Origin of the sequence: Runella aurantiaca, assembly GCF_003339505.1 — a bacterium.
Classification (GTDB): domain Bacteria; phylum Bacteroidota; class Bacteroidia; order Cytophagales; family Spirosomataceae; genus Runella; species Runella aurantiaca.
On sequence record NZ_QPIW01000002.1, the window covers coordinates 36,122 to 51,162 of the forward strand.

Here is a 15,041-nt window from a genome sequence, read left to right on the forward strand (position 1 = left end):
TTTTCTAAGTTTTCAGAAAAATCACACATCAACCATGCTGGCCGAAGAACTTATCAACCCCGCTACCCCCGTTTTACGACCTTACGACTCGGTCGGGCAAGCGGTTGACTTAATGGACGAATATGGCATTCGGCAATTAGCGTTAGTGGAAAATGAAGTATACAAAGGGCTTTTGAGTGAGGATACACTCTTGAATTTTCCTGACGATGAAAAGCTGCTCTCTGAACTTAATTTGCCACCCAATCCTGTCCACGCCAATCTATTTCAGCACATTTATGAAGTCATAGGCATTGCCAATCAGTACCAGTTAGATACCGTTCCGGTGTTGGATGAAGATAATCTTTACGCTGGCACAATCGTCGTAACCGACATGATGGCCAAGTTTGCTGGACTGCTGGGCGCGCAGGAAGCGGGAGCGGTAGTGGTGCTTAAAATGTCTAACCGCGATTACTCCATGACCGACATTAGTCGTCTGGTGGAGTCCAATAATGTAAAAATCATCAGCAGTTATTTTTCGGGTGCCGAATATGGCGATATTGACCAAGCAACGCTCACGCTCAAACTTAACCGCACCGAAGTGTCGGCGGTGGTAGCTACCTTTGAGCGTTTCAGTTACGTAGTTGAGAATGTATATGCCAATGAGCCGCTTGAAAACCCCGATCGGCACCGTCTGGATTTATTACTGAGGTATTTGGAAACCTAAGCGTCGACTTAAAAAGGATTCTTATACCTTTGCGTCCAAATCTATCCCCGAAGCGATACCCATGAAAATCGCCATTCACGGACGCAGTTTTACAACCGACACGCAGCCTTACGTACAGGCATTGTTTGATATTCTGAAGAGTAAGCAAATAGACTATTCTATTTCTTCTTCCTTTTATTCTTTTTTGTTGAGTGCTGGGGTCAATCCTTACACCGAAAAGAACTACCCGCACCCGCACGGTGCTCCTGATGCTGATTTTATTTTTAGTATTGGCGGCGACGGCACCCTACTGGAATCGGTCATGCAGTCGCGTTCGCGGCAAATTCCCATTTTAGGTATCAATACGGGCCGCCTTGGTTTCTTAGCCACGGTTTCGCCGCCCATGATTAATGATTCGCTAGAGGCGCTCTTTCAAGGGAATTTTCAAACGGAAGACCGTACGTTGGTAAGTTTATTGTCTGATACAGACCTGTTTGAAGATTATAATTTTGCGCTCAACGATTTTACCATTACCAAAACGGACACCTCTTCCATGATTACGGTACACGCCTATTTGGACGGAGAGTTTTTGAATTCTTACTGGGCGGATGGTCTGATTGTTTCAACCCCAACGGGTTCTACGGGTTACTCATTGAGTTGCGGTGGTCCAGTGGTATTGCCCACAAACGATGTTTTTGTGATTACGCCCATCAGCCCACACAACCTTAATGTTCGTCCCATGATTATTCCAGACGTAAGCAAGCTAAGTTTCAGGGTCGAAAGTCGGAGTAGTAATTTTCTGGTCTCGTTAGATTCCCGCTTCAGAATTGTGGATTCAACCGTTACCTTGTTGGTTAAGAAAGAACTCTTTAAGGCGCGTTTGGTCAAATTGAGCCAAGATAATTTTGTGCAGACCTTACGGACCAAATTACATTGGGGTTTGGATGCTAGAAACTAATTCTCGGCGCGATTTTTGTAGTGCCATTCAATAAATACAATCATTTTTGCGTTGAATCAAAGTCACGCATAAATCAGTAAAGCGAATGAAATTCAAAATACTTGTCGGCACCCTGTTGTTTACGCTACTGGTGACGTATGCTTCGGAAGCTCAACGCCGTAAAACTCCTTTTGAGCAGTATTCAACCGTGAGTTTTGGCTTAGGGACATCTTCCTATTTAGGAGAACTAGCCCCCCTTCGTACCCCAGTAAGGTCGGTATTCAGGATGATGCGTTGGAATGTGAATGCGGGGTACACCCGAAACTTTACCCCCCATTTGGCGGCACGTCTGGGTTTTACGTGGGCACGGCTCGCGGGTGATGATGAATATTATAACCGTGGTGCGGGTGGAAATCCTTTTCCTAGCTTTTATGTACGAAATCTTCATTTTCGTAACGATATTAAGGAGTTCAGTGTAGTCGGAATCTATAAACTGCGGGGTGATGGCCGAAGCCCTAACCGTAGAGTAGCATTTAGTCCTTATCTTTTTGCAGGTATTGCAGTTTTGGCCCATAACCCCAAAGCCAAGACCCCGCAAGCACCCGGATATGACAATAATTGGGTAGCGCTTCAGCCACTTGGCACCGAAGGGCAAGGCCAGCCGGGCTATGCTAAGCCTTACTCATTGGTTACGTATTCAATTCCCTTCGGAATGGGTTTTACTTGGCGGGTAAACAACCAATGGAACGTTGGAATTGAAGGAGGGATACGTATTTCAGGCTCGGACCACTTGGATGATGCGGGTGGACTTTTTCCTGACCCCGCAGTGTTGAAAAATGATTTGGCCCGCGCGATGTCTAACCGTACCAATGAACCCATCGCGGCTCGTACTGGAAGAGATCGTACCGATATTGTCAGACAAATTGTGTATCCAAATGAGCCCTCTATTGATCCGTTTGCCACAAGTCCTTTATCGGGTTGGGCACAGGGGGATTTTCGAGGAGGCGGACGCGGTGACAACTACTTATTGACCAACATTACGGTAAGTTATGTATTGCCATCCAAAATTAAGTGTCCTCCTATTCGTTAATACTTGAGAGATTTAACGTTAAGAAATCGATTGTGAGCAACAAAAACTCTTATCTTTTAATTGGCTTCCTTGTGGGAGCCTTTTGTTTACAGGTCAATGCCCAACGCATCAATATCGGAGCTGGGTTGGGAGGATTAAATTACAAGGGTGACTTGTCGCCTGCCTTTAATCCTCGCAATTATCTTCCCGCAGGCCATGCCTTGTTTCGCTATAATCTCAGTCCTTCGGTTTCGCTCCGGGCGGGTGGTATGTTTGGTTTGGTAGGGGCAAAAGACAGCCGTTCTTCCGACCCGCTCAACCAAGCCCGCAATGCGTCTTTTAGGTCTTCGATTTTGGAAGGAAGTCTAATTACCGAATACAATTTTTTGAATTATTCACAAAAACGAAAAGCGAAGAACTGGACGCCGTATCTTTTTGGAGGATTAGGGTTTTATAAGTTTAATCCGCGTAACAAAACAGCGGATTACAAAACTACCCAAATGAATATTCCCTTTGGCGCTGGCGTAAAATGGGAGTTTAAGCGCCCTTGGAGCCTTGAGTTTGAATTTGGTACGCGTAAGTTATTCACCGATTATCTGGATGATTTGGGAGATAATGTCCCCATCACTCAAAAGATTCAACTGGGCAATCCTACCACCAAGGATATGTATTATTACACCTCAATCACGCTCAGTTACACCTTTTATTCAATTATTTGTCCGCCGGGTTTTTCTACGGATTATTAAACAAACTTGGGTGATGGTACCCGTTTGACGTGTATATTTACCGATATAAACATTTGTATTCGGGACTATGCAACTCTTTTTCCATCGCTTTGATTTACGCCTTCGTCATACATTTACTATCGCGCACGATTCGCGGGATGTTCAGCCAACGCTCGTGGTAGAACTACGCGACGGCACACTAAGTGGATTTGGTGAAGCGACTTCTAATAAATACTACGGCATTACGATTGAAGGCATGGTGGAAGCGCTGGAAAATATTCGCGAAGGCATCGAAAGCTACGACCTCCAATCGCCAGAATCTTTCTGGACATTTGTTCATCCTTTACTCTCCAATAATCCCTTTGCCCAATGTGCATTGGACGAGGCCGCTAATGATCTTTGGGCCAAAAAACGTCATCAAAAGTTGTACGAAGCATGGGGGCTTTCTGCCGAGAATATCCCGATGACCAACTACACCATCGGCATTGATACGGTGGAAAAAATGGTCGCTAAAATGAAAGAATTGCCTTGGCCGATTTATAAAATCAAGCTTGGCACTGATGACGATTTAGTCATCATTAAAGAGCTTAGAAAACACACCAATGCTATTTTTCGCGTAGACGCCAACTGCGCATGGACGGCCAATCAAGCGATTCGGTACAGCTATGAATTGAAAGCCCTGGGCGTTGAATTCATAGAACAACCCCTCAAAGCAGACGATTGGGAAGGCATGAAGCGCGTTTTTGACCAAAGTGCCCTTCCCTGCATTGCCGACGAAAGTTGCATTATAGAGGCAGATGTGGCTAAATGTCACGGGTATTTTCACGGTGTGAATGTCAAACTCACCAAATGCGGTGGCCTCACGCCCGCCCGTAGAATGATTGCCGAAGCAAAAGCTTTGGGAATGAAAACCATGGTGGGATGCATGAACGAAACGAGCGTAGGGATTTCTGCCATTGCCCATCTACTACCGTTACTAGACTACGTTGACATGGACGGCACTTTGCTCATTTCCAACGACCCCGCCTCTGGCGTAACTTTCGATTATGGAAGAGTGATTTTTGCCCCTGAAAACGGGACTGGAGCGGCGCTCCTTTAAAATCCACGGTTTGTTATTGCTTTCTAAAACAACTGCTTAGTACATTTTGTGATTAAATCAGTACTCTTCCTAAAGAAGTGTATATCTCCCCTCATTTGTAATTATTTTGGCAAAATCGTCGCTTATTTTTAAAAAAAATGAGTAATGAAGGCTTTTAATTATCTTACTGTTATTAAGGAAAAAATACGCATAACGCTGTCTTATGAAAGAAAATATCCCTGTTTCTGGCTCCCGAAGAAAATTTATCAAAGGCTCACTTGCTACGCTAGCGGCCTTTTCGATTGTACCGCGTCACGTATTGGGCAAAGGCTATTTGGCCCCCAGTGACCAATTGACCAAAGCCATTGTGGGCGTAGGCGGCATGGGCCGTGGGCACATTCCTTACGCTGGCACCAAAGTAGTGGCTATTTGTGACGTAGACAAACGCCACCTCAAACTAGCGCTTGACCAGTTGGAACCGGGCGTAAAAACCTTTTCTGACTACCGTGAATTGATTCAACTGCCCGAAGTGGATATTGTACACGTAGCTACTCCGCCACATTGGCACGGAATCATCGCCGCCGATGCAGCTCGTGCGGGCAAAGACGTGTGGTGTGAAAAACCCATGACCCGCACCATCGGCGAAGGAAAACGTCTCGTGGAAGCTGTACAACAGCACGGTCGTATTTTTCGCCTGAATACTTGGTTCCGTTTTGAATCGAATTTTTATGGCATGAATACCACCGTAAAACCCATTAAAAAACTCGTGGAAAGTGGCTTGCTCGGCTGGCCGCTCAAAGTGACGGTAAGCCGTCATACAGGTTTTGATTGGAAATTCTATTGGGTGGGAAAAACAAATCTTCAACCCGAGCCCATTCCCGCCGAATTGGACTACGACATGTGGCTCGGACCAGCGCAATACAAACCTTACAGTGAGCACCGCGTACACGGTACATTCCGTGGCTATTGGGACTACGACGGCGGTGGCCTAGGCGATATGGGGCAGCATTATTTAGACCCTATTCAGTACTTTTTGGGCAAAGACGATACCAGTCCCATCAGCGTAGAAATTGATGCGCCGCAGCAACACACCGATGCCGTGGGTACGTGGCGTCGCATTGAATATACCTACGCCGATGGCTGTAAAATCATTCTGGACGGAGAAGGTAAGGATGAAAATGTTCCTTACATCGAAGGGCCGAAAGGGAAACTATATCCCAATTTCCGTTCTGATATTCCTGATTTAGAGAAAAAACTCGCGGCGTTTCCCGATTCGGAGCCTCAAGTAACGGATTTTGTGGAAGCCGTGAAAAAGCGTCAGAAATTTGCGCTGAACGAAGAAAATGGACACCGTTCCTGTACCATTGTCAACATGGGATTGACGGCGTTGCGTTTGGGGCGCTCATTGAAATTTGACCCTGTTAAACAGTTATTCGTGGACGATGAAGGCGCCAATCGCCTCATAGACCAGCCCATGCGTGGCCCTTGGACCATGTAACAAAACGTAACTGTGCAAAATGATTGAATCAATTCTTTTCCTGCATTTATGAAAAAAATACAATATATACTCATTGCTCTTTTGGTGAGCGGGTCGATGGCCACGGCGCAGGTTGACAACCGAATCACCACGCTATTGGGACAGTTTCCTGCCCAAAATGCCAAACAATGGCAAAAAAACATGGATGATATGGCCGCTTTGGGCAAGTCGGGCATTGTCCAATTGGCCTCTGGTTTGGTACCTTCGGCCAAAGGAAATAACGCCAAAGTTCAATACGCACTTGGCGGATTTTCGTCCTTTGTCATGCAGCCGGGCAAGGAAGAATGGCGAAAAATGGCCGCTGAAGCCTACGCCGAAGCCTTGGGTAAAGTGACCGATAAAGACAATCAAGCCTTTCTTCTTTTTCAACTTCAACAGGTGGGCAAAGAGGAAAGTGTCGGCATCTTGTCTACTTATCTAAACGATGGGAAACTAAGCGGTCCCGCTGCTAGGGCTTTGGCAAGAATAGGCTCTTCAACAGCGAGTCAGGCCTTGTTGAAAGCACTTAATGGTGCTTCCGGAGAGGCTCAGATTTCCATTGTAGAAGCCTTAGGCGACAGCCGCTTTGCGGAAGCCGCGCCCGCCATTGAGAAATTAGCTTCAAGTAGCGATCTAAAAAGCAGAAAAGTAGCGCTTTATGCGTTGGCAATGACGGGCGCTCCGTCGTCAGAAAGTATCTTGATGAGTGCGGCGGCCAAGGCCTCTTATGGGTATGATGAAGCCAACGCTACATCATCTTACCTTACTTACTTGGGGCGATTGACTGAGAATGGGAATAAAGCCCTGACCATCAAGGCGGCCACGGCATTGTTAAAAAATGCCACCCAAACGCCCACGCGCTCGGCGGCATTGAAATTATTGGCCGACGCACAGGGTGCATCCAGCATTCCTGTATTGCTCAAAGCGTTGCAAAGCACTGATATTAATTACCGAGTAGCGGCGCTGAAATACGCGCAAAAATACATTACTCCTGCCACAACTGGGCTGTTTTTGACAGCTTTGCCCACTTTGAAGCCCGTTGCGCAAGCCGAGGTGATTGGGCTATTAGGAGAAACTGGCGCAAAATCGGCATTGCCAGTCATTCTTAAAAATTTGACCAATAAAGAAAGTGGTGTAAAATTGGCGGCGATTAAGGCCGCAGGAAGAATCGGGCAGGAAGGTGTTTTGCCTAATTTATTGGGAGTCCTCAAAAAAGGTACAACTGACGAGGTAACTGCCGTCAAAAATGCGTTGCTCGTCATGAAAGGCGATAAAGTAGTAGACCAAATCGCGACCGCGCTACCTTCCATGCCTGCAAGTGCACAGCCCGCATTGCTTGAAGTATTGGCGGCGCGTGCGGCCGATAGCAAAATAGAGGTGGTTTTGACGCAATTAAAAAACAACGATTCCAACGTAAAAGCAGCGGCTTTTGCGGCGTTGAAGAGCGTTTCGGCGTCTAAAGACCTGCCTATCTTGGTGGGGCTGTTGAATAGTGTTTCGGCTCCTCAAGAGGTGCTTTCAACGCAGGAAGCGATAACTGCCGTGGTAAAGAAAACAGGCGATGCGATGCAGCAAACAACCACGGTATTGGAACAGATGAACGCAGCACCGACGGATAAGAAACCCAATTATTTGCGCATTTTGGCCAATATCGGTGGCAAAAAAGCACTATCAACCGTGGCGGCAGCTTTTCAAAATGGAGATGCAGCTACGCAAAACGCGGCCCTGAATGCCCTTTCCAATTGGAAAGATGCCAGTGCTGCTTTTGAACTGCATAAAATTGGAAAAAACACCACTGACGCGGGCTACCTTGACCAAGCGGTGAGTGGCTACATCAAAGCGGCCAATCGGCTGAATCAAACGCCCACCCAAAAAGTATTGATGCTGCGTAAGGCGATGGATATGTCCAAAACAGCCACCCAAAAAGAAAGTATTCTAAAAGAACTCGTTCGCAATCGCACCTTCAACGCGTTGATTTTAGCGGGTAATTATTTGGATGATACGCAATTACAACAAACTGCCGCACAAGTGGTCATCAATAGTGCATTGGCCAACAAAGATTTTCAGGGGAATACCGTACGTCAATTGTTAAATAAAGCCCTGAATTTTGCCGCCAACAACGAGCAAAAAGAGGCCGTTCGGAAGCATTTGGCTGAAATGCCAGCGGGCGAGGGGTTTGTTTCGTTGTTTAACGGAAAAGACCTGACAGGCTGGAAAGGGTTGGTCGCCAACCCTATTGCCCGGGCCAAAATGCACCCCGATACGCTCGCCGCCAAACAGGCAAAAGCCGACGAAGTGATGCGGAAAGGCTGGGTTGTTAAAGATGGCGAACTCATCTTCACGGGGCACGGTGATAATCTCTGTACTGTTAAAAAATACGGCGATTTTGAAATGTACGTCGATTGGCGCATTGAACCTAAAGGTGATGCTGGCATCTATCTGCGCGGTTCGCCGCAGGTTCAGGTGTGGGATACCTCACGCGTAGAAGTAGGTGCGCAGGTAGGCTCGGGCGGTTTGTACAATAACCAAAAGAACCCAAGCAAGCCGCTTAAATTGGCCGACAACGCTATTGGCGATTGGAACACATTCTACATCCAAATGAAAGGTGACCGGGTGACGGTGCGGCTTAATGGTGAATTGGTAGTAGATAATGTCATTCTGGAAAACTATTGGGACCGTAAGCAACCAATATTTCCGATGGAGCAATTAGAACTTCAGGCGCATGGTACACTCGTGGCCTACCGTGACATTTACGTGCGTGAATTGCCCCAAACAAAGCCATTTGTTTTGAGCGAGCAGGAAAAACAAGATAACTTTAAAATGTTGTTTGACGGCACCAACATGTTTGAATGGATGGGCAACACCACCGATTATGTCATGGAAGATGGTGCAATGGTGATTTATCCCAACCGTGGTGGCAAAGGCAACCTATTTACCAAAGACGAATACAGCGATTTTGAGTTCCGTTTTGAATTCATGCTAACACCTGGTTCCAACAATGGTCTGGGCATTCGTGCGCCGTTGCAGGGCGATGCCGCTTATGTGGGCACGGAATTACAGATTCTGGACAATGAGGCCGAAATCTATAAAAACCTGCAACCGTATCAGTACCATGGCTCGGCCTACGGCATCATTGCTGCCAAGCGGGGCTACCTCAAACCCGTCGGTGAGTGGAATGAGCAGGAAGTGGTAGTCAAAGGCTCTAAAGTCAAAGTGACCCTTAATGGTACGGTGATTTTGGATGGTGATTTGGCCGAAGCTTCTAAAAACGGTACTGCCGATCATCGCGACCATCCTGGGCTCAGTCGTACATCGGGTTACATCGGATTTCTTGGCCACGGTGATGTGGTGAAGTTCCGGAATATTCGAGTCAAAGATTTGAGCATTCCGCCGCCGCCGCCGCCCGTAGAACCCGAAAAAGTAATTGAGAAGAAAAAGAAACGTAAAAAATAGAAGTAGTAAAAAGTTAAAAAAGGTGGAGGCTTGGGATGAGTTTCCACCTTTTTTAACTTTTTGAGGGGTTTATTTGACTCTTTTTTTGTTTCACCTAATAATTCCTTCAGTTAGGCAAAATATGAAGAAATTATCGACAATATTGCCTTATAATCCAAACCTCAATCATAGATGTTTAAGTACTTCAGAGACTCTTTCCGTCGAAAAATAGCCAGAAGATATACCAAAGAGTATCCTTCTCTCATCAATCATTACCAATTGGAGAAAGACGGACAAATCGATTTTGCAGAATGGGACAATCCTTTGGCTACGCGGTTGGGTTTGAAGCAAGAAACCGTCGATTTTTTTCGTAAATTTATCAAAGAAGGAGATTTGGTCATTGACATTGGCGCCAACATCGGAGATACCACCGTACCGATGGGATTGGCAGCGGGAAAATCAGGCTTGGCGCTGGGCTTCGATCCCAATCCGTACGTGTTTAAAATACTGAAGGAAAACGCCACTCTCAACCAAGACAAACTGTCCATTCATGCCCTACCGTTTGCAATTTCGGTAGAGGAAGAAGAGTTCTTTTTTATCTCTTCAGAGGCTTCTTTTGTCAACGGCGGAATTTCTCCAATCAAAGAAAGCCGTCATGGGAAATTCGTTTATCCCGAGAAAATAAAGGGTATTCCACTGATGCGTTTTTTGGAGGCGAATTACGGAGATTGGCTCCCCAAACTATCGTTCATCAAAGTGGATACTGAAGGTTACGATAAGGAAATTCTCAAATCTATCTCGGACTTAATTGCCCAATACAAGCCAGTGATTGTAGCGGAAAGTTTTGAGCATAACAGTCCTGCCGATAAAATGGAACTGTTTGAAACCATTGCCAAACATGGTTACGATATTTTTTACTTTGAAGAGTTTGATACCACCGCCAAAGTTGTTTCTATTCCTACCAAAGAAGACATAACTAAATGGCATATAAACATCAATATCTATGCCGTTCCGCGCTAACTCATTCATCTACCAATAACTTAAAACCTTCGCCGTGGAGGTTGATGATTTGGAGCGATGCATCGTCTTTGAGGTGCTTGCGGAGCTTGGTAATGTAGACATCCATGCTGCGGGCGTTGAAGTAGGAATCGTCGCCCCAAATGAGTTTCAACGCAAAACTTCGGTTAATAGGTTGGTTTTTGTTTTCACAAAATAATTTGAGCAATGCCGCTTCTTTGCTTGTCAGTTTTTGTGGGGTGCCGTTTTGGGTAAGGACCTGGTGCGCAAAATCGAAGGTGTATTTCCCGAGTTGAAATACACTTTGTTGCGGCTCGTGCATTGGAGCCGTTTTTTGATAACGGCGCAATACCGCCTGTATTCTGAGCAATAGTTCTTCCATGCTGAACGGCTTCGTGATGTAGTCGTCAGCACCCGCTTTAAAACCCTGAATGGTGTCTTCCTTCATGCTTTTAGCCGTCAGAAAAATGATAGGAACCTCTTTGTCGGTGAGGCGAATTTCTTTGGCCAACGAAAAGCCATCTTTTTTCGGCATCATCACATCTAGCAGACACAAATCGAACGAACCTTCCAGAAACCGCTTCAAACCTGCGTTTCCATCTATGGCCAAATCCGTTTTGTAGCCTTTGTTGGTGAGGTATTCCTGTAACAATTGCCCTAGATTAGGGTCATCTTCGGTCAAAAGAATTTTCGTAGACGGCGGGTTGGTTGTCATGCTGTTTCTATTATTAGTTCAAAGTTCCTTTTTGTAACGGCAACTGAATCGTAAAGGTACTGCCTTCACTGGGCTTGCTTTTGACGTCGATGCGGCCGCCGTGGGCTTCGACCATTTTTTTGACGTAACTCAATCCCAACCCAAACCCTTTTACGTCGTGAACATTGCCCGTCGGAACGCGGTAAAATGGCTCAAAAATCTTGGTTTGCTGTTCTTTGGTCATCCCCAAGCCATGGTCTGTGACGCGGATATATACGTTTTCGGCATCACTTTCGGTGCTTACCATAATCTGCGGCGGCGCATTGAGGGAGTATTTGTTGGCATTATCAATCAAATTGGTCAGGATATTGGTCAAATGCAGCTCATCGGCCTGAATGATTTCTTGCTCGGCCTCAAAACTCAGTTCAACTTCTCCTTGCCGCTGTTCCAGTTGTACACTCAGGTTGTTCAGAACTTTTTCAATGACATCGTGAATATTAAGGGTGGTAGGCCGAAGTTTAATTTCACCACGGTCGAGCAAAGCCATTTGCAGTACTTTCTCTACATGTCCGCCCAAGCGTTGGATTTCGTCCTGCACTATACCCAAATAGCGCTTTATTTTGAGGGGCTCGCCTTGCGTTTCTACCTGCTCGCGTGCCATGCCTACGGCCAGCGAAATGGTCGAAATCGGTGTTTTGAACTCGTGCGTCATGTTATTGATAAAGTCATTTTTGACGTCCGAGAGTTTTTTCTGTTTCAAAATGGTCGCCACTGCTACGTAAAAACAACCCAAAATGACGAGCAACAACAAGGCTGAACTGATGAGGGTAAAGCCCATGTTTTCCAAAATAAACGCCTGTCGTTCGGGAAAATACACCAACAGCTTACTGGGCATACTATTGAGTTCGTTAGGAAATAAACTTGCCTTAAATAGTTCTGAATCAGTGCTATCTGGGCGGTAAGATGCCGTCGAAAAGATAATATTTTGATGCACATTGTTCTGAATAGCAAACTCATACGCAATCCCGATACCGCGCTCCTGCAACGACTTTCGCAGCAGTGAATCAAGCATGATTCGATTGACGCGCTGCTCTACTGGGCGTTTGCTAAAAAGCAAATCTTTAAAAACATCTTTTAATAAATCACTCTGCGACGCAGAAGCCACCTTAAGCAGTTTTTCTTTGGTCTTAGCGCGACTCGGCAGGTAGGTCGGCGGCTCATTTTCGGCGTTTTGACGCGCTTTTTGCACCGACGACCGCACCGTCATCAGCACCGAGCCATTGGTGGTGCTATCGGTGGGCCAAAATGCGTGGTCCATTTGATTAAACCAAGCGTCAAAAATTCGTTCTTGTTCGGCGTGAATGCGTAAAAAACGCTCGATATGGGGCAATTCGCTGTTGCGTTGGCGTAAAAACTCGTTGATGAGGTTGGCCTGAAAATCCGTCATGGAGCGATTCCGAGGGGTAAGGGCGTCGGTGGGATTAGAGCCTGTTAGTTTGTCGTCGCGATTGGAAGCATATTCGTTGGGCAACGAGTGTTTGGGCGACTGGCTCGACTTGGCCAGTCGGTTTTTATTCAGCGCTTCCAATTTGCGCTGTTGTTGTTCGATTTGTTCGCGTTGACGAATCAAATAAATGATTTCCTGCTTTTCTAATTTTCGGACCACATCTTGCAGCGCATCCGACACTTTTAGGTCAAATTGCTCATTGCGCAGCGCCAGTGCGCTCGTAATCCAATGCCACTGAAATCCCATCAACCCCAACGCAGCTAGGCCCATGAGCGTAATCAACAATCGTATTTTTTGGGTGGTCATCATTTTTTTTCAACTCCATGCAACGTTCTTTTTGTAAAACGTGACTTTTGATTTGTTACCATTCAAAATAACGTAATTCAACCAATCCTTTAACACAATTTAAGAAAATTTAACACCGCGACTTTTTAAATTTTAAACACTTTTGAGCCTTAAAACAACAAACGCATGAAAACAAAATTTGCATTGATCGCATTGGTCGCTGGGCTGGGAGTAGCCACAACGGCGCTGTCGCAGGACGAAAAGAAAGAAGTGAGAGATTCTGCCAAAGATAAAGTAACCGTTCGCGTACGCATGAGCGAAGAAAAAGACGGGAAAACCGAAATCGTTGAGCGTTCGTATACCTACAACAATCTTTCGGAAGCCGAGCGCGAAGCCAAGGTAAAAGCCATCGTGGATTCATTGAAAGGCAATGGCAAAGACGCTGCCAACCGCCGATTGAGCATCGAGATTGAGGAAGGTGACAGCCGCCACTCAGACCATGACCGTCGGTATGACGATGATAGAATTGTGCGGAAACAAAAAGAAGAAAAGGAGCGGGTAAAAATTTATAAGTCCAACCCCAAAGACCGTCAGGATAACTACAACTACAATCATAATTTTAGGTTTGACTTTGACGAAGAGGCATTTGCCGACCGTATGAAGCGCGTTGAAAAGAAGATTGAACCTCAAATGCGGAAGCTGGAGCGCAACATGGAAGACTGGAGCCGCGATTTTGAACCCAAATTCCGTGAGTTTTGGCACAGCGACATCAATCTTGGAGGTTCAGGCAAGCCTGCGTCAATTCGCGGTTTGGAGGCATTTCCCAACAACCCCGACAAAAACGAACTCAACCTCCGCTTCTACGCCCCCAACAAAGGCGACGTGACCATCACCGTGACCGACACCAAAGGGAAGCAAGTGAGCCGCAAAGAAGTGAAAGATTTTTCGGGCGATTATGTAGGGCAACTTGAACTGGGCAAAAATGCCAAAGGAACGTATTTTGTCAACGTAGTACAGAACGAAGACGGTGCCGTAAAACGCATTGTTATCGAGTAATCTCAATCTTATCAAGTGTACATCTAGGAGGCTGCCTTACGTGAGGTAGCCTCTTTTTGTGATTGCGATATTGTGTTTAAAATTCGAAAAGTAATCGCTTTTTATTTGAATTATTCGGGGTCTTTCTCCTCAAACTACCTCATTTTAGCAAAATCCTTTTTTAATTTGTGCCCAAAAACCGTTGAGTAGTGTGATGAAATTGTAAATTTGCGCAGTCAAACCTCAAAAACATAGCTCTACCTCCACCAAAAGCCCTTTCAGTCAGATGCTTAATATTGTACTTTTTGGCCCTCCGGGTGCGGGCAAAGGCACCCAAGCTGCAAAACTCATCGAAAAATATCAGTTGGTTCACATCTCAACCGGCGATTTGTTTCGGATGCACATCAAAGAACAAACCGAGTTGGGAAAACGCGTAAAAGACCTGCTTGACAACGGGATTTTGGTGCCAGATTCGGTCACGATTGATATGTTGGAAGAAGAAGTTCAAAAAAATCCCGACGCGAAGGGCATTATTTTTGATGGTTTTCCGCGTACGGTGCCCCAAGCTGAGGCCTTGGATGCTTTTTTGACGTCAAAAAACAGCGATATCAAAGCGGTACTCCAGTTGGATGTGGATGAGGCAGAACTTAAACGCCGCATTGCCGAGCGCAAAAAAGTGAGCGGCCGTGCCGATGACGACGAAGATAAATTGGTCAAAAGAATTGACGAATATTTTAACAAAACCGTCCATGTATTGCCGTATTATCAAGCGCAAGGCAAGTTGACCGTGGTAAATGGAATTGGTGAAATCGAGGATATTTTTAATAATTTGTGTTCGGCCATCGATACCGAATAATAATTTTAGGGGTCAATACACATAGACTCTGCCGTTTCTTTCCCAAATTTGTAACTCGTGTGGCTGTGCCGGGAGGCATTCCATACGAGTTTTTTTGTTGTAAAATAAGCAATCAAAGAATCATTGTTGTCTATTAGGAGTTAGTTAGTAGTAAGTACTAAATTCACTAAAAGATAATTTTTCCGATATCGTCGGAAAATAAACACGT

Annotated in this window: 12 protein-coding genes; 10 read left to right on the top strand and 2 right to left on the bottom strand. The window is 45.7% G+C overall.

The window, feature by feature from the left end; translation table 11 throughout:
• The first annotated feature begins 34 nt into the window (after positions 1-34).
• The 8 genes from DVG78_RS03290 to DVG78_RS03325 all read left to right on the top strand — a co-directional run bounded on the left by DVG78_RS03290 (position 35) and on the right by DVG78_RS03325 (position 10,459).
• Entirely contained in the window at positions 35-703 is a 669-nt protein-coding gene (locus DVG78_RS03290) for a CBS domain-containing protein (protein WP_114459653.1), read from the top strand.
• A gap of 61 nt (positions 704-764) precedes the next feature.
• Complete coding sequence (locus DVG78_RS03295) at positions 765-1,640, top strand: NAD kinase (protein ID WP_114459654.1); 876 nt, start codon at positions 765-767, stop codon at positions 1,638-1,640.
• Positions 1,641-1,725: 85 nt separating this feature from the next.
• Positions 1,726-2,709, top strand: coding sequence for a hypothetical protein (locus DVG78_RS03300; RefSeq protein WP_114459655.1), 984 nt, complete (start codon positions 1,726-1,728; stop codon positions 2,707-2,709).
• 32 nt (positions 2,710-2,741) lie between these two features.
• Entirely contained in the window at positions 2,742-3,434 is a 693-nt protein-coding gene (porG, locus tag DVG78_RS03305; protein WP_114459656.1) for a type IX secretion system protein PorG, read from the top strand.
• A gap of 67 nt (positions 3,435-3,501) precedes the next feature.
• Positions 3,502-4,512: a dipeptide epimerase gene (locus DVG78_RS03310; protein WP_114459657.1), complete on the top strand. Its 1,011-nt coding sequence runs from the start codon at positions 3,502-3,504 to the stop codon at positions 4,510-4,512.
• Positions 4,513-4,714: 202 nt separating this feature from the next.
• The gene (locus tag DVG78_RS03315; RefSeq protein ID WP_114459658.1) at positions 4,715-5,989 is read left to right on the top strand and encodes a Gfo/Idh/MocA family oxidoreductase; all 1,275 of its coding nucleotides are present in this window, start codon (positions 4,715-4,717) and stop codon (positions 5,987-5,989) included.
• Between the two features lie 48 nt (positions 5,990-6,037).
• A complete protein-coding gene (locus tag DVG78_RS03320; RefSeq protein WP_114459659.1) occupies positions 6,038-9,460 on the top strand; it encodes a DUF1080 domain-containing protein in 3,423 nt (1,140 codons plus the stop codon).
• A gap of 171 nt (positions 9,461-9,631) precedes the next feature.
• Positions 9,632-10,459: an FkbM family methyltransferase gene (locus DVG78_RS03325; protein ID WP_114459660.1), complete on the top strand. Its 828-nt coding sequence runs from the start codon at positions 9,632-9,634 to the stop codon at positions 10,457-10,459.
• A gap of 1 nt (position 10,460) precedes the next feature.
• Here DVG78_RS03325 and DVG78_RS03330 read toward each other — a convergent pair whose 3' ends face one another.
• Both DVG78_RS03330 and DVG78_RS03335 read right to left on the bottom strand, forming a co-directional pair.
• The gene (locus DVG78_RS03330) at positions 10,461-11,171 is read right to left on the bottom strand and encodes a response regulator transcription factor (RefSeq protein ID WP_114459661.1); all 711 of its coding nucleotides are present in this window, start codon (positions 11,169-11,171) and stop codon (positions 10,461-10,463) included.
• 13 nt (positions 11,172-11,184) lie between these two features.
• Entirely contained in the window at positions 11,185-12,966 is a 1,782-nt protein-coding gene (locus tag DVG78_RS03335) for a sensor histidine kinase (protein ID WP_229598121.1), read from the bottom strand.
• Between the two features lie 162 nt (positions 12,967-13,128).
• On the opposite strand from DVG78_RS03335, the gene DVG78_RS03340 reads away from it, so the two are divergent.
• Together DVG78_RS03340 and DVG78_RS03345 are read left to right on the top strand one after the other, a co-directional pair.
• Positions 13,129-13,998, top strand: coding sequence for a T9SS type A sorting domain-containing protein (locus DVG78_RS03340; protein ID WP_114459662.1), 870 nt, complete (start codon positions 13,129-13,131; stop codon positions 13,996-13,998).
• A gap of 265 nt (positions 13,999-14,263) precedes the next feature.
• Complete coding sequence (locus DVG78_RS03345) at positions 14,264-14,833, top strand: adenylate kinase (protein ID WP_114459663.1); 570 nt, start codon at positions 14,264-14,266, stop codon at positions 14,831-14,833.
• The last annotated feature ends 208 nt before the right edge of the window (positions 14,834-15,041 follow it).